Genomic DNA, 14,970 nt, shown 5'->3' on the forward strand with positions numbered 1-14,970 from the left:
CAGCCGGACTTCACCATTGTAACGACTCTCAGGAAACTCTTACGTCACGGCGGGCCGTAACAGGTAGATTTTCCGCTTTTCACGTGCAGGTTTTCTCATCCGGCGACGGGGGCCGGCCTGGTCAGTCCGACCGATGCGAGCGCAGCTCCGGCGATTCCCGCGGTGTTGAGGAGGGTGGCGGGGACGACCTTCGTGCGGTTGGTCAGGTGCGGAATCCACTTCTCGTGCTTGCGGCTGATTCCGCCTCCGGCGATGAAGAGATCTGGCCAGAGCAGGTTCTCGAAGGTGGTCAGAACTCGCGAGACCTCGACCGCCCACTCCTTGTAGCTCCAGTCCTTCTTCTCCTTCACCGACGACGCCGCCCGGTGCTCGGCTTCCTTGCCGTCGACCTCGAGGTGGCCGAACTCGGTGTTGGGCAACAGAACTCCGTTGTGCAGCACGGCAGATCCGATTCCGGTGCCGAAGGTCAACAAGATCACGACGCCGGAGGTGTCCTTGCCCGCTCCGAACGAGTCCTCGGCGATTCCGGCAGCGTCGGCGTCGTTGAGGACGGTGACCTCGCGCCCGCCCAGTGCCTTGCCGAACAGAGCGGCGGCGTCGGTGTCGATCCAGGACTTGTCGATATTCGCGGCGCTTCGCGCGACGCCGCCGGTCACGACAGCGGGCAAGGTGATGCCGACCGGACCGGTCCACTTGGCCTGCTCGACGATCTCGGCGACAGTGCCCGCGATCGCATCGGGTGTGGACGGCTGCGGGGTCAGGATCTTGATGCGGTCACCGATCATTTCCCCGGTGCTCAGGTCGATCGTGCCGCCCTTGACGCCGCTGCCGCCAACGTCGATCCCGAAACCTGTGGTTGTCATCGTCCTGCGCTCCTGAGTGTCGAATTCGAGGTCACGATCTACCGTTGCAAACACTAACCCGAACAAGGACCCGGGCGCGTCCTCTCGAACCGTCCACCTCGAGACGTTCGAGTGGTGCCCCTCGGTAGAGATGTGTTGCGATGGTCCGGTGCGCCCTTCAGAAAGAACGTTGCCCGACTTTTCCGCCGATTCTCTGGACCCCGCACAGTTGCGGGAAGTAGCCGTAGCCGTCGCCGAACGCGCAGCCGAACACGTCCGTTTGCGTCGGCCCGAGGTATTCGGCCTGGTGGGTTCCGGTGCCGCCGAGGGTGGTTCGGTTGCGGCGAAGAGCACGCCCACCGATCCCGTCACGGTGGTCGATACCGAAACCGAACAAGTGATTCGCGACCTTCTGGCGCAATTGCGCCCTGCAGATTCGATCCTGGGTGAGGAAGGTGGCGGAGACACCGACGATTCCGCGGGAGTTCGATGGGTTGTCGATCCCATCGACGGCACGGTGAATTTTCTCTACGGAATCCCCGCGTTCGCCATCTCGGTGGCCGTACAGATCGACGGGTTCTCGGTAGCCGGGGCTGTCGTCGACGTGTCGTTGGAAACCACGTACGCCGCGCATCGGGGCGGCGGTGCAACCATGACCACGGCCGTCGGCGTCGTCAGCGACCTGCAAGCCAATGAGGTGACCGAGCTGTCAATGGCGCTGTTGGCCACCGGCTTCGGTTACGGAGCGGATCGCCGGAAGGTGCAGGGCACGTTGATCGGGCAGATCCTGCCGCAGGTCCGCGACATCCGACGCATCGGTTCGGCTGCGTTGGATCTGTGCATGGTTGCCACCGGCCGGGTCGACGCTCACTTCGAACACGGACTGAGTCCGTGGGACTGGGCAGCCGGCTCCTTGATCGCTTCCGAAGCGGGCGCCGTGATCAACGTCCCGTCGCCAAATTCCACGTCGGCCGACGGCGATGTCGTTTACGCGGTCGCTCCGGCGATCGCCGAGCAGTTCGCGCACATGCTCGGAGCTACCGGCGCAGATCAGCCGATTCCGAGCTGAGGCCTGTCAGCAGCGCGCCGTGCGCGCTGCTTTGAGCAGTGCGATGTCCATCGGAGCGACTTCGGCGTTTGCGGGCTGCTCGGCCAGAGCATGCAAGATCGCGGTGGCGTCGGTGTTGGGGGTCAGGGCGCCCTTGTTGTACGTGCCGAGAGCCAGGTCGACGGTGTCGTCGCCGCGGCCGTCCTGGACCAGTTCGGCGCAGGGGGCGACCAGCCAGACGGAACTGGCGGCGGCGAGGCCGTTCGCTCCGAATCGGATCTGACCCTGGCACTCCATGTTCTGGTCGACGTAGACGGGGTCGTTTCCGAACTGGACGTCCGGCGCGCTGGAGAAGCCGAACTCGCTCAGCTGCGCTGCCACCTGGGCCGCCTGACCGTGTTCACCGTTGGCGTTGAACACACGAACCTTGGTGGCGGCGAGGGGAGCGGGATCCACGTCGAGCAGCTTCGAGCGGTCGACGACGGTTCCCAGCGGTAGTGGCGCCGCTGCCGAAGGATCGGACGAAGGTTGCGGCAGGTTGCAGGCGACGGTGTCACTGACTTCCGCCTCGGCGCTCAGGATGCGGACCCACAAGACACTGCCGATCAATGCGAGTACCGCGAACACGGCGATCACCGGCCACGCGCGCCGACGGCGGAACGGACGTCCCTGGTCATCGGTAGAGCTGCCTTCGGTGATCAGAGAAACCACGGTATCCCTCGACTTTCTTGACGAAACTTCTACTTCGCCATCGGGCCGAGCGGCGCCAGCATGACGTTCGGTGCCTACCTTAGAGGGCCTGTGTGACGAGACAGCCGAAGCGAGGCTCGACGCGTCGAGTCCTTGTCGATTGCGAAACGGCAGTTGGCCGATTACCGGCCTGTTTCTACCCGGATTCGGCCCGAAAACATCCTGGAAAGGTCACAGCTTGCTCTTGCCTTGGTGACAATTCGCAGTCATTTTTCGGAAATTTCCGATTCGGTTACTACTTTCGTGCTCACGTCGGCTACTGTCTGGCGGCCCAGGTCGTTCAACTGGGCATCGGCCGGACGCCGAAATGACAACCAAATGAGGCGCAGATCACGTTCTCGGAAGGAACTTCCGGGCACTAATTCCGGTCCTGCAGCGTTATGCAGCGACAGGGAATGATCTGGATGCCACGGCGGTTTCCATGCGCATCAAGGATCTACCGGATTCTCGGCGCACACGGGACCGGGATACACGAAGAGGATGGGGTAGACGAGATGGCAACTGACTACGACGCACCGAGGCGTACAGAGTCCGACGAGGTTTCGGAGGACTCGCTCGAGGAGCTGAAGGCGCGACGCAACGAAGCGCAGTCAGCCGTCGTCGACATCGACGAGACGGACACCGCGGAGTCCTTCGAGCTGCCGGGTGCCGACCTTTCCGGCGAGGAGCTCTCGGTTCGAGTTGTTCCGAAGCAGGCAGACGAGTTCACGTGTTCGAGCTGCTTCCTGGTTCATCACCGCAGCCGCCTGGCCAGTGATGCCAACGGACAGCTCGTATGCATGGACTGCGCTGCCTGATCTCCCTTCCCGGTGGTCGACCCGTCAGCGCGAGGGTCGACCAAGGGTCGGGAAGTACTGCTTTGCTGTGACCGCGCTGGTCAGAGATCCAGCGCAGCCAGCAGATCAGCGGGACGACGTGTGCTCACCAACCAGTACGGCGTGGGATCCTCCGGGTCGTCGAGCACGATCAACACCATTGTCTTGACCCATGGCCGATGCTGGACGAACGCCGACGGATCGAGTTGGCGCCCCATCGCAGCACTCTTCGCGGAAGCCGGCACTGCTGCCGCCCGTGAAATCAATTCGACCGGCAGGTGGGCTCTACCCACGTGCAGTTCCTTCACCCCTGCTGTCTCCACTACCTCGACGCGCATCCGGCTGAGCCAGAATGCCGCCCAGATCGGGATCGGGAGTAGTACGACGTACGCCAGGTACGAGAGAAGCCCCGGGCGGCCCATGTGGACCTCGGCCGCGAGGAGTCCGGCTACGGCCAACCCGGCGATCCACCACCAGATCGGCACCCACAGGCGCTCGGAGTACAGCGTCGTGGACGGGGGCGTTGTGGTGGCGACGTCAGGTCGAGATGTTTCGGGCACCTGTCAAGGATAGTCCGTCGCTACGAGTAGTCTTGGCCCACGTGAGCGACCATCTCTCCATCGCCTTGAAGCGACTGGATCCAGACCTGCCCGTTCCACAGCGTGCGCATCCCGGAGATGCGGGTGTGGATCTGTGCTCCACCAGCGACGTCACCATCGAGCCCGGCCACCGAACACTGGTCGGAACGGGGATCGCGATCGCTTTGCCGGTGGGCACCGTCGGGTTGATCCATCCGCGTTCCGGACTCGCCGCCAAATCGGGACTGTCGATCGTGAATGCGCCCGGAACCGTGGACGCGGGATACCGGGGCGAACTCAAGGTCTGCTTGATCAATCTCGATCCGGCCACAGCCATCGACATCCGCCGCGGTGACCGAATCGCTCAGCTCGTGGTTCAACGAGTCGAACTTCCGGTTTTCGAGGAAGTCGAATCGCTGGACGACACGACCAGAGGAACCGGAGGCTACGGTTCCAGCGGCGGGCACGCGATACTCGATACCGATGCGCCTGGCGCGGTAGTCGGAGAGGGAGTCTGAATCATGTTCGGACGCAAGAAGAAGACAGACGTCGACGAGGAAACCACCAGCTTCTTCGGTGACGAGAACGATGAGTCGGTGGAGATCGACGAGGTCGAAGACGATCTCGAAGTCACCGGCGACGAGTTCGGTGGCGAATCGGAAGGCCCTTACGACATCTCGGAGATCGATTCCGACGATCCGACGGCAGGCCGTGACGGTCAGCGTCTTGATCTCGGTTCCGTTCTGGTGCCGATGCCGACCGGCGGGCAGTTGCAGGTCGAGATGGCGCCCAACGGTTCGCCGCAGGCCGTGCACCTGGTCACCGAGCACGGCCGCATCACGGTTGCTGCCTACGCCGCCCCGAAATCGCCCGGTCAGTGGCGTGAGGTCGTTGCCGAGCTCGCGCAGTCGCTTCGCGACGACAATTCCGCGGTGAGCGTCGAGAACGGCCCGTGGGGCCGTGAACTGGCTGCTGTGACGGCCAACATGGACCTGCGGTTCATCGGCGTCGACGGTCCCCGGTGGATGGTGCGCTGCGTGGTCGCGGGTCCGAGTGGATCCACCGCCGCGAACGCCCCTCTGGTGGCAATCGCACGGGACATCTTGCGTGACACCGTCGTCAACCGAGGATCAGAGCCGCATCCGGTGCGGACACCGCTGCCCGTGGTGCTCCCGCAGGTGCTCGCCGAGCAGTTGGCGGCCGCACACGAGCAGCAGTTGGCGGCAGCGCAGCAGCAACAGGTCGCCGCCCAGCAGCAACAGCAGTCAGCACCGCCCGCTCCGCCGGCACCTCCAGCACGGCCGACCCCGCCGCCTCGTAGCGGCGAATCCGGTTCTGCCATGCAGCAATTGGGTCAGTAACAGGATTTTCTTCAGGCGCTCGCGGTGGTATCGGATTCGATCGCCGCGAGCGCTTTGATGCAGGTGGACCCGAGAACCGCGGGGTCGCGCCCGATCATGTCGAGCGTCGTCGTGGCGACTGCGCCGCGGGGGAGTGAAGCCGCCCAGGCCTGCGCCACTGACGCGGGATGAACCGGATCGTCCATCGCCGACGCAATGCCGACCGGAACGCCTACCGCCCGTAGCGCGCTCTCGCCGAGTGAGTGGTACGACGCCGCCTCGTCGAGCGCAGCCGGGAGATCGGGCCACTGAGAGCGCCAGGAGCGCTCGAGTTCGGCTCCGAGCCACGCCGGACTCGACGCGAGCATCGCAGCGATCACCGACTCCAAGCCTTCGGAGCGCAGTTGCCCGGCGGTGAACCGCGCGCTCGCTGCTGCGGGGGCGTCGTCGGCCGAGCCCGTCCAGGCCGGAAGCGCTGCCAACACACTCACGGTTCGATCGGGATTGTCGGCGGCCCACTGAAGTGCAACGGCCGCTCCGATCGAGACCCCTCCGACGATGATTCGGCCGTGCGTGTCCGCGGCTCTGTCCATCGCGTCAAGATAGCCGTCCACGACACGCCGAGGGTCGGGTTCAATTGCGACGATGCGCACACCCAGAGCCTCCAGCGGCGCCCGGAATGCGCGGTCCGCGAAGTGGGCGTCAGAGCCTGTACCTGGGAGAACGACGGCAACGGTCGCCAATTCCGAGTTCTGCATCTCTTGATCTTGCCCGGTGCCCCCGAGGCGCGGACTGACCGGTGTGGTTACACGCTCGTAATGGGTCTACAGTGGCGATCACACAGCCCTTCACGTGACGCGAAACCCTTGCGTCACACATGTTCGCAGGAGCGCGCAATGGCACCCGCCGCCGCAGGATATTTTCGTCGACTGACCCAGCGTCTGACCGAGGACGTCGACCAGTTGGACGCCCAGGAGATGGCCGAGTCCAACAAGGCTTCCGGAGGTCAGAAGGCATGCGATTGTCGTCGCGGTGAAGAAGTCACGATGGTGGGCCGACTCCGCAGCGTCGACGCGTGTCCCAAGTCGGGAAATGCCAGCATCGAGGCCGAGTTCTTCGATGGCACCGAGGTGATCAATCTCGTCTGGATCGGGCGTCGCCGGATCCCGGGAATCGAGACCGGTAAGACCCTACTGATCCGCGGTCGTGTGGGCGAGCGTGACGGTCGCAAGGCGATCTTCAACCCTTATTACGAACTGCGCGGCGAATAGGCGCGTTTCCCGCATTTACCGTGCAACTCGGTGACTGTGGCACCCTCGACAGGTGACTGAAACACAACAGCGATCGGTAATCGACCAACTCGGCGGGCTGAGTGGTCTGATCTATTCGTCTTTGCCGATTCTGATTTTTGTCCCGGTCAACAGCATCTGGAATCTCACCGCGGCAATCTGGGCCGCATTGGGCGTCGCTGTCGCTATCGCGGCCTGGCGCCTCTTCCGCAAGGATTCCCTCCAACCCGCTATTTCCGGTTTTTTCGGAGTCGGAGTTTCCGCATTCATCGCCTACCGCACCGGCGACGCCAAAGGATATTTCCTCTTCGGTATCTACACGAGCCTCGCCTACGGTGCGGTCTTCCTGATTTCGATCCTCGTACGCTGGCCCCTCGTCGGAATCATCTGGGGTTATCTCAACGGGCACGGCAATCTCTGGCGCAAGCACAGCTCCGCCGTCCGGCTCTACGACGTCGCGACGGCAGCGTGGGCGTTGGTCTTCGGTGCGCGGTATCTCGTTCAGTCACAGCTCTACGACACCGACCACACCGGATGGCTCGCAGTCGCGCGTATCGGCATGGGTTGGCCGTTGACCGGTTTGGTGCTGCTCGTGACGGTCTGGGCTGTGCGTAAGGCCGATCGCATCGTCGAGCCTGAACCGGTTGTGGAGCCCGAAAGCAGCGAGCCCACCGCCACGGACGCAGGGTCCGAAGAGGTGGGCTCGGTGAATCTGACGAAGCCGCGCGAAGACCGAGATCTCAGCTGATCAGGTCCTGGTACTCGGGGTGCTTGTCGAGGAACTTCACGACGTACGGGCACACCGGATGAACCTTGAGGCCGCGTGCTCGTAGGTCGTCCAGAGCCTGGCGGACGAGAATCCCGGCCAATCCGAAACCTTCGAAGGCGGGGTAGATCTCGGTGTGGTTGAACGAGACGACGTCACCGGAGGTGGTGTAGTCCTCGATCCCGGCGAGGTCGCCGTCGGCATGGATCTCGTACCGGCTCTGGGCCGGATTGTCGGTGACTACGGTGTTTTCGGGCGCTTGTGCCATGTGATTCCCTTTCGTCGTCAGTGTGTTCGTCGGTCAATTCTCCAGGCGGAGTGCAACGCGCAACTGATCCTCGGCGTCGACGGCCGCAACGAAGAGCAGTTCGTCCCCGCCTTCGATGGGATCGTCCATCTGCGGGACGATCACGCGTCCGCCACGCAGGATGGTGACCAGTGCGCAGTCTCGCGGAAGTTCGAGTTTCTTGACGGCTTTTCCGGCAAGAGGTGTGTTGTCGGGCAACGTGATCTCGACGAGGTTGGCCTGTCCCTGCCGCAGTGTCATCAGTTTGACCAGGTCACCGACCGAGACGGCCTCTTCGACGAGCGAAGCGAGCATCCGCGGTGTCGAGACGGCGACGTCCACGCCCCAGGACTCGTCGAAGAGCCACTCGTTGCGGGGATCGTTGACGCGGGCGACAACTCGGCGAACACCGAACTCGGTTTTCGCGAGCAGACTGAGGACCAGGTTTGCCTTGTCGTCTCCGGTCGCGGCAATCACGACCTCGTACGACTCCATCGACGCGTCCTCGAGTCTGCTGAGTTCGCAGGCGTCCGCGTGCACCCACTTCGCCTCGGGCACCGACTCCGGTTCGATGTGATCGAGTTTGCGTTCGATCAGCATGACGTCATGTGAGCTTCGAATCAGCTCTCGCGCAATGGAACGGCCTACGGCGCCGGCTCCGGCGATGGCGACCTTCATCGAGAACTTCCAATCACGTTGTAGTGCAACACAGTCGCAGTCTTGTTGTGGGGGGCGGCGTACGGATCAGTCATCTGCGGCCTCCCTCAGTCGTCGCTCGGCGGCGGGTTGCCGGCCAGTGCGACAGCTTCGGCGACGGTTCCCGACACGGCGGCGATGTAGACCTGATCGTCGGCCTGGATGACAGTCTTGCGGTCGGGGAGAATGCCAGTCCCGAAGCGGATGATGAAGGCGACTCTCGAACTGGTCGCGCCCTCGAGGAGCGCGATCGGCTTGCCCGCCCAATCCTCGTGCAGGGCAAGTTCGGTGATGGCGACAGTGCCCGAAGGATCGCGCCACTTCGCAGTCTGACTTTCCTTGGTCAACGTGTGCAGGAAACGATCCGTCGACCACGGCACGGTGGCGACCGTGGGAATGCCGAGTCGCTCGTAAACGGCGGCACGCTTGGCGTCGTAAATACGTGCGACGACGCGTTCGACGCCGAAAGTCTCGCGTGCGACTCGCGCTGCGATGATGTTGGAATTGTCTCCCGAGGACACCGCGGCAAAGGCGTCGGCCCGCTCGATTCCCGCCCGGACCAGCACGTCACGGTCGAACCCCATTCCCAGAACCTTGGTTCCCGGGAAGTCGAGATCGAGACGCAGAAACGCACTCTGATCGCGGTCGATGACGGCGACCTCATGTCCGATCCTGGTCAGAGACGCGGCGAGGGAAGAACCCACTCGACCGCACCCCATGATGACGACATACACGCCCTACTCCGTTCATGGACCCTCATGGCGCGATTGCACGCCGAATCGAACGGTACAGCCCCTCACGGGAAGAGCAAGTACAACGGTCGCTCGCGTGCCGGTTGTCACGACAAAAGGTGAAGTTGGGGCTCTGATGACTCCGAATCGGGCGAGACGGCTTACGCTTTGCACGTGTCTAAGCTCTCGACCGCTACCAAGCGGCTCCTGCTCGGTCGGCCGTTCCGAAGCGACAAACTCGGGCACACGCTGCTACCCAAGCGAATTGCACTACCGGTCTTCGCGTCCGACGCGATGTCGTCCGTCGCGTATGCCCCCGAAGAAATCTTCCTGGTTCTCTCCGTCGCGGGTATTTCCGCGTATGCGTACACACCCTGGATCGGATTGTCCGTCGCCATCGTCATGGCTGTGGTGGTGGCGAGCTACCGCCAGAACGTCCACGCATACCCCTCCGGTGGCGGCGACTACGAGGTCGCGACGGTCAACCTCGGCCCGACCGCCGGTCTGACCGTCGGTAGTGCGCTGATGGTCGACTACGTGCTGACGGTCGCCGTGTCGATCTCGTCGGCGGCGTCGAACATCGGCTCGGCTCTGCCGTTCGTCGCGCAGCACAAGGTGTTGTTCGCGGTTGCGGCGATCGTGTTGCTGACCGCGGTCAACCTTCGCGGTATCCGTGAATCGGGGACCGCGTTCGCAATTCCGACCTACGCATTCATCGTCGGCATGTTCCTGATGCTCGGGTGGGGATTCTTCCGGATCTACGTCCTCGGTGAGGATGTGCACGCGGAATCGTCGTCGTTCACGCTCAACGCCGAGGATTCGCATCTGTACGGAATTGCCTTCGCGTTCCTGATCGCCCGCGCATTCTCCTCGGGCTGTGCCGCACTGACCGGCGTCGAGGCCATCAGCAACGGCGTACCGGCGTTCCAGAAGCCGAAGTCGCGCAACGCTGCCACGACCTTGCTGCTGCTCGGGTCGATCGCCATCGTCCTGCTGATGGGCATCATCATCCTGGCTCAGAAGATCGGCATCGTCTACGCACACAATCCGCAGGAACAGCTGGTCGGAGCGCCGGAGGGCTACCATCAGAAGACCTTGATCGCGCAGATCGCCGAAGCCGTGTTCAGTGGTTTCCCGATCGGTTTCTTCTTCATGGCGATCGTCACGGCACTGATCCTGGTTCTGGCCGCGAACACCGCGTTCAACGGATTTCCGGTACTCGGATCGATCCTGGCGCAGGATCGGTACCTACCGCGTCAGCTGCACACGCGCGGCGACCGACTGGCATTCAGCAACGGAATCCTCTTCCTCTCCGGTGCTGCCATCGCATTCGTCGTGGTGTTCGGCGCCGAGGTCACCAAGCTCATCCAGTTGTACATCGTCGGCGTCTTCGTCTCGTTCGTGCTCAGCCAGACGGGCATGATCAAGCACTGGACTCGGCATCTGAAGTCCGAGACCGACAAGGCGCAACGGGCCCGTATGCAGCGCTCGCGAGTGATCAATTCGATCGGTCTGGCAATGACCGCCACCGTCTTGATCATCGTTCTGATCACCAAGTTCGCTGCCGGCGCATGGATCGCCATCGTCGCGATGGTCGCGATCTTCATCGTGATGAAGATGATCCGCAAGCACTACGACAGCGTCGCAGCCGAGCTCGAGGAGCAGGAGTGGGACGGCGTACTGCCCAGCCGCACGCACTCGATCGTGCTCGTCTCGAAGTTGCACATGCCGACGATGCGAGCTCTCGCCTACGCGCGAGCAACGCGACCGGACACCCTCGAAGCCATCACGGTCAACGTCGACGAGCCCGACACCCGTGCACTCGTGCGTGAGTGGGAGAAGAGCGACGTGACGGTTCCGCTCAAGGTGATCGAGTCGCCGTACCGCGAAATCACCAAGCCGGTTCTCGATTACGTCAAGCGTGTACGACGCGATGCTCCGCGTGACGTCGTCACCGTCTTCATTCCCGAGTACGTCGTCGGACACTGGTGGGAGCAGATCCTGCACAATCAGAGCGCGCTTCGTCTGAAGAGTCGTCTGCTTTTCCAGCCCGGCGTGATGGTGACCAGCGTTCCGTGGCAGCTGAGTTCGTCGGCAAAGGCAAAGCCGCTCGACATCGAGAAGACCGCAGGTGCGACGCGTCGTGGTTACGACACCGGCGAGAAATGATCACCGGCGAAAAATGATCGGCAACATCGAAATGGCAGGCGTAGTTCGTTGAGTGAGAATTGGACCGGACAGACCTTCGAGGTCGATCTGGGCAACCCCGGTCACGGCGGGTTCGTCGTCGCCCGGCACGAGGGGCGGGTCGTGTTCGTCCGTCACGGTTTGCCGGGGGAGCGGGCGCTGGTCCGGGTGACCGAGGACAAGGGCGGATCGTTCTGCCGCGCCGACGCGATCGCCGTTCTCGACGCTTCTCCGCATCGGATCGATCCGACATGCCCGATCTCCGGCCCGGGCGGGGCGGGCTGCTGCGACTACTCGCACGCGGATCTGAGCGTCCAACGTGAGATGAAGACCTCGGTCGTGCGGGAGCAGCTTCTGCGACTCGCTCGTGTCGAATCGGACGTCGAGGTAGAGGAACTGCCCGGAACCGGAGACGGAACGGGTTGGCGCACGCGAGTCCGGTTGGCGGTGGACGGGCACGGTGTCGCCGGATACCACGCGTACCGCAGCAACCGGATCGTCACAGACCTGCGGTGCACCCAGATCGATCAGAGCGCGTACGACGGTCTCGGCGGTGCGCAGTGGGCACCAGGTAGCGAGCTGCAGGTTGTTCTCGACGCTGCCGGCGAGCGGCACGTCGTGGAAATCGCGGCACCCGCGGTGTCCAAGACGGGACGGCGGACGCCCGGGCGACGCGGCGCGATGGCACGCCGAGCGGCAAGCGGCGGCCCGCGAAAGACCCGAGTTGCCATCGGATCGGACACAGTGATCGAGCGCGTCGGCAGTCGAGAATGGGCGCTGGCCGCGACCGGTTTCTGGCAGGCCCATCGCGGCGCTGCGGCCGCGTACTCACAGGTGGTCGGGGAGTGGGCCGGAGCCGCTACCGCGGACACGGCCTGGGATCTCTACGGCGGTGTCGGCGTGTTCGCAGCTGTGCTCGCCGAGCTTGTCGGGCCGTCCGGCGTGGTGGAGTCCGTCGAATCTTCGGCGCGTGCAGTCGCGGACGGGCAGGCAGCGCTGTCCGATCTCGGTCAGGTGCGCTTCCACAGCGCCCGCGTCGAGAACATCATCGCGGATCTGGAGCGTTCGCCTGCTGTCGTCGTGCTCGACCCGCCACGTGCGGGGGCCGGCCGGCCGGTCGTGGAAGCTCTCGCCGCAACGGGCGCTGAGCGGATAGTCCATATCGGGTGCGACCCGGCGTCGTTCGGTCGCGATATCGGCCTCTACCTGGAGCAGGGCTTCAGAATCGGTGGCCTCCGGGCGTTCGACGCGTTCCCCCAGACTCACCACATGGAGTGCATCGCGCTCCTCGAGCGCTGAGACGTCCCGAAATCTTTCCCTGAAACGGTGTGACGCTTCTCGCGTTCACAACAGTTGCTTGCATTACGCAACTAATCGTATAGTTTCGTTCTGCAAGTAGTTTTCCGTTTTCAAGTCACGGCTCGTTCGGGCCACTCGAATTCAGGGGTAGGCAATGTCGGTACAGCCGGAGACGGCCCAAGCGCTCGTCGACACGATCTTCATGTTCGGCAGATCGCTGCGAGCCGCGGTCACCACCGGTGCAGACAGCCTGCTGCCGCCTGCGCTGGTCAGTGTGTTGTTCATGCTGGCAGCGCGTGGGGAGTGCCGACAGAACGAATTGGCCGTCGATCTGTGTGTCAGTCAGTCGTCGCTCAGCCGACAAATGTCGGATCTGGTCGACGCTGGGTATGTCGAGAGAAATCCCGATCCGGCTGACAAGCGGGCGTTCCGCATCCGAGTATCGGAAGAGGGACACGACGTTTTACGGAGAACCACGCAGCGGCGTGCGGCGCGTTTGCGCAACATGCTCGAAGACTGGAGCCAGGAAGAGGCCATGGCCGCAGTGACATCGCTGCAACGTCTCAACGAGACGTTCGGCGCATCGAATCGGCAGGCCTCACCGGCAGTTCCGCACACGGGCGTAGAAAGTATTGGGAGATAAGGCACATGGCAGCAACAGTAGGAGAAACCCGGGCAAGTACCGGAGGTGACGGATCGGCTCGCGAAGCGGGCGCGATGACTCACCGCGAAATTCTCGAAGCACTCACCGGACTCATCGCAGCGCTGTTCACCGCGCTGCTCAGTAGCACCATCGTTTCCACAGCGCTTCCCACGATCATCGGTGAACTGCACGGAACTCAGACGCAGTACGCCTGGATCATCACGACAGCGTTGCTCGCCACCGCGGCGTCGACGCCGATCTGGGGCAAGCTTGCCGACCTCTACAACAAGAAGGTCCTGGTCCAGACCGCGATCGTCATCTTCGTGATCGGCTCGGTCATCGCCGGCGCGGCGCACAACGTTCCGTTGCTGCTCGGTGCGCGTGTCATCCAGGGCATCGGTATGGGCGGTCTGACCGCTCTCGTCGTAGCCATCATCGGCACGATCATCCCGCCGCGAGATCGCGGTCGCTACTCCGGATACATGGGTGCGGCCATGGCCGTCTCGATGTCCGGTGGACCGATCCTCGGCGGCGTCCTCGTGGACACTGCCGGCTGGCGCTGGTGCTTCTACGTATGTGTTCCGCTGGCAGTCATCGCATTGTTCCTGCTTCAGCGCACACTGCACGTCGAGACCGTGAAGAAGGACAACGTCTCCATCGACTGGATGGGCGCCACCTTGCTCACCGCCGGTGTCAGCGTCCTGCTGATCTGGGTTTCGTTTGCCGGTCAGGACGACTACTACGCCTGGTTCTCGAAGGAGTCGGCCTTCTTCGTCATCGGTGGTCTGGCCCTGCTCGGCCTGACGATGTTCGTCGAATCCAAGGTCAAGGATCCGATCCTGCCGATCAAGATCATCACCGAGCGCACCACGGCTCTCGCGATCATCGCCTCGATCGCGGTTGGTGTCGGCCTCTTCGGCGCGACGACGTTCCTGACGCAGTACTTCCAGACCGCACGCGGATTCGATCCCACCGAAGCCGGATTGCTCACCATTCCGATGGTCGCAGGCATGCTCGTCGCCTCGGTCGGCTCGGGCCAGCTGATCACCAAGTTCGGTCAGTGGAAGCCCTTCATCGTCGCCGGCGCAGTTCTGCTGCTGGTCGGTTTCGGGCTGCTGTCGACGATCGACCACGCAACCAGCCTCTGGACCATCGGAATCTTCATCGCCATCGTGGGTCTCGGTACCGGCATGCTGATGCAGAACATCGTGCTCGCCGTGCAGAACACGGTCAGCGTCGAGAACATCGGCGCGGCCAGCAGTATCGTGGCGTTCTTCCGCACCTTCGGCGGCGCGATCGGCGTGTCGGTGCTCGGTTCGATTCTTGCGACCCGCGTCAAGACACTGACAGTCGATTCGGTCTCCACCTTGCCGCCCGAGCAGCAGGCAGTAGCTGGAAAGAGCCTCCAGGACGGCCTCGACCTGAGCAATATGCCTGACTTCGTCTCGCAGATCGTTCGGTTCGCCTACGGCGACGCAACAGGACGGATCTTCCTGGTCGCAGCCGTCGTCGCCGTGGTCACGCTCGTGTCGGTCATCTTCATCCCGAACCGTCCGTTGCGCACCACCATCGACATGGCAACCCCCGACGCCGAGCAGAAGTTCGAAGAAGAACGCGAAGAGAAGAACGAGGAGAAGAACCTCACTCGCTGATCCGCAAGCCCGGCTGGTCTACTGCCGGCCGCGTCTTCTGAATTACTG

Annotated in this window: 17 protein-coding genes; 10 read left to right on the forward strand and 7 right to left on the reverse strand. The window is 63.3% G+C overall.

Annotated elements, in window-relative coordinates; translation table 11 throughout:
- Window positions 1–95: 95 nt before the first annotated feature.
- Window positions 96–863: a polyphosphate--glucose phosphotransferase gene (gene ppgK / locus EHW12_RS13805; protein ID WP_007732834.1), complete on the reverse strand. Its 768-nt coding sequence runs from the start codon at window positions 861–863 to the stop codon at window positions 96–98.
- A 169-nt stretch (window positions 864–1,032) separates the two neighbouring features.
- Between ppgK and EHW12_RS13810 the strand changes: the two genes are divergently transcribed.
- The gene (locus EHW12_RS13810) at window positions 1,033–1,911 is read left to right on the forward strand and encodes an inositol monophosphatase family protein (RefSeq protein ID WP_125051003.1); all 879 of its coding nucleotides are present in this window, start codon (window positions 1,033–1,035) and stop codon (window positions 1,909–1,911) included.
- 6 nt (window positions 1,912–1,917) lie between these two features.
- Here EHW12_RS13810 and cei read toward each other — a convergent pair whose 3' ends face one another.
- The gene (gene cei / locus EHW12_RS13815; RefSeq protein ID WP_007732838.1) at window positions 1,918–2,601 is read right to left on the reverse strand and encodes an envelope integrity protein Cei; all 684 of its coding nucleotides are present in this window, start codon (window positions 2,599–2,601) and stop codon (window positions 1,918–1,920) included.
- A gap of 533 nt (window positions 2,602–3,134) precedes the next feature.
- Between cei and EHW12_RS13820 the strand changes: the two genes are divergently transcribed.
- Window positions 3,135–3,437 (forward strand): DUF4193 domain-containing protein, encoded by a 303-nt coding sequence (locus tag EHW12_RS13820; RefSeq protein ID WP_003942593.1) that lies wholly within the window; start codon window positions 3,135–3,137, stop codon window positions 3,435–3,437.
- 80 nt (window positions 3,438–3,517) lie between these two features.
- On the opposite strand, the gene EHW12_RS13825 is transcribed toward EHW12_RS13820, so the two are convergent.
- Window positions 3,518–4,015 (reverse strand): DUF3093 domain-containing protein, encoded by a 498-nt coding sequence (locus EHW12_RS13825; RefSeq protein ID WP_003942596.1) that lies wholly within the window; start codon window positions 4,013–4,015, stop codon window positions 3,518–3,520.
- Between the two features lie 41 nt (window positions 4,016–4,056).
- Here EHW12_RS13825 and dut point away from each other — a divergent pair, with 41 nt between their 5' ends.
- Window positions 4,057–4,551: a dUTP diphosphatase gene (gene dut / locus EHW12_RS13830; RefSeq protein WP_003942635.1), complete on the forward strand. Its 495-nt coding sequence runs from the start codon at window positions 4,057–4,059 to the stop codon at window positions 4,549–4,551.
- A gap of 3 nt (window positions 4,552–4,554) precedes the next feature.
- Complete coding sequence (locus EHW12_RS13835) at window positions 4,555–5,394, forward strand: DUF3710 domain-containing protein (RefSeq protein WP_007732842.1); 840 nt, start codon at window positions 4,555–4,557, stop codon at window positions 5,392–5,394.
- An 11-nt stretch (window positions 5,395–5,405) separates the two neighbouring features.
- On the opposite strand, the gene EHW12_RS13840 is transcribed toward EHW12_RS13835, so the two are convergent.
- Entirely contained in the window at window positions 5,406–6,131 is a 726-nt protein-coding gene (locus EHW12_RS13840; RefSeq protein WP_007732844.1) for an alpha/beta hydrolase, read from the reverse strand.
- Window positions 6,132–6,269: 138 nt separating this feature from the next.
- Here EHW12_RS13840 and EHW12_RS13845 point away from each other — a divergent pair, with 138 nt between their 5' ends.
- Window positions 6,270–6,644, forward strand: coding sequence for an OB-fold nucleic acid binding domain-containing protein (locus tag EHW12_RS13845; protein ID WP_003942613.1), 375 nt, complete (start codon window positions 6,270–6,272; stop codon window positions 6,642–6,644).
- A gap of 52 nt (window positions 6,645–6,696) precedes the next feature.
- Window positions 6,697–7,410, forward strand: coding sequence for a DUF3159 domain-containing protein (locus EHW12_RS13850; RefSeq protein ID WP_007732850.1), 714 nt, complete (start codon window positions 6,697–6,699; stop codon window positions 7,408–7,410).
- Here the strand turns inward: EHW12_RS13850 and EHW12_RS13855 are convergent.
- From EHW12_RS13855 to EHW12_RS13865, 3 genes are all read right to left on the reverse strand, one after another.
- Entirely contained in the window at window positions 7,403–7,696 is a 294-nt protein-coding gene (locus EHW12_RS13855) for a GNAT family N-acetyltransferase (RefSeq protein ID WP_007732853.1), read from the reverse strand. The genes EHW12_RS13850 and EHW12_RS13855 overlap by 8 nt on opposite strands.
- 33 nt (window positions 7,697–7,729) lie before the next feature.
- Complete coding sequence (locus tag EHW12_RS13860; RefSeq protein WP_003942632.1) at window positions 7,730–8,392, reverse strand: TrkA family potassium uptake protein; 663 nt, start codon at window positions 8,390–8,392, stop codon at window positions 7,730–7,732.
- 86 nt (window positions 8,393–8,478) lie between these two features.
- Window positions 8,479–9,144 carry a TrkA family potassium uptake protein gene (locus EHW12_RS13865; protein WP_003942587.1) on the reverse strand — a complete coding sequence of 222 codons (666 nt, stop codon included), beginning with the start codon at window positions 9,142–9,144 and terminating at the stop codon, window positions 8,479–8,481.
- 171 nt (window positions 9,145–9,315) lie between these two features.
- On the opposite strand from EHW12_RS13865, the gene EHW12_RS13870 reads away from it, so the two are divergent.
- The 4 genes from EHW12_RS13870 (at window position 9,316) to EHW12_RS13885 (ending at window position 14,922) form a co-directional block, all read left to right on the forward strand.
- Window positions 9,316–11,310, forward strand: coding sequence for an APC family permease (locus EHW12_RS13870; RefSeq protein ID WP_007732857.1), 1,995 nt, complete (start codon window positions 9,316–9,318; stop codon window positions 11,308–11,310).
- Window positions 11,311–11,358: 48 nt separating this feature from the next.
- On the forward strand, window positions 11,359–12,627 hold the full coding sequence (locus EHW12_RS13875; protein WP_125051005.1) for a TRAM domain-containing protein: 1,269 nt from the start codon (window positions 11,359–11,361) through the stop codon (window positions 12,625–12,627).
- Between the two features lie 154 nt (window positions 12,628–12,781).
- Window positions 12,782–13,270, forward strand: a complete 489-nt coding sequence (locus EHW12_RS13880; protein WP_003942624.1) for a MarR family winged helix-turn-helix transcriptional regulator — start codon at window positions 12,782–12,784, stop codon at window positions 13,268–13,270.
- Between the two features lie 74 nt (window positions 13,271–13,344).
- Entirely contained in the window at window positions 13,345–14,922 is a 1,578-nt protein-coding gene (locus tag EHW12_RS13885; protein WP_047269338.1) for an MDR family MFS transporter, read from the forward strand.
- Window positions 14,923–14,970: the final 48 nt, after the last annotated feature.

The organism is Rhodococcus sp. NJ-530 (genome assembly GCF_003860625.1).
Lineage (GTDB): Bacteria > Actinomycetota > Actinomycetes > Mycobacteriales > Mycobacteriaceae > Rhodococcus_F > Rhodococcus_F qingshengii.